We start from the raw sequence: 234 nt of genomic DNA on the forward strand, positions 1-234 counted from the left end.
TTGAAATATTGGGCATATCATATTACTGGTTCGGTTGCTCTTTATTCTGATGCATTGGAATCAATCGTCAATATTCTTGCGACTTTGGCAGCATGGTGGGCTGTTAAAATAAGTATGAAGCCGGCAGATCACGATCATCCTTTTGGACATCATAAAGCGGAATATTTTTCCGCTGTTCTTGAAGGAGTACTGATCATTGTTGCGGCAATTATAATTTTAAGAGAAGCATGGATT

Annotated in this window: 1 protein-coding gene; it reads left to right on the plus strand. The window is 38.5% G+C overall.

Going from position 1 to position 234, the window contains the following annotated elements:
• Positions 1-234, plus strand: a 234-nt coding sequence (locus ACFINZ_RS11695; RefSeq protein WP_375701607.1) for a cation diffusion facilitator family transporter, incomplete at both ends; no start/stop codon positions are given.

Origin of the sequence: Bartonella sp. AA81SXKL (assembly GCF_042196945.1) — a bacterium.
Lineage (GTDB): Bacteria > Pseudomonadota > Alphaproteobacteria > Rhizobiales > Rhizobiaceae > Bartonella.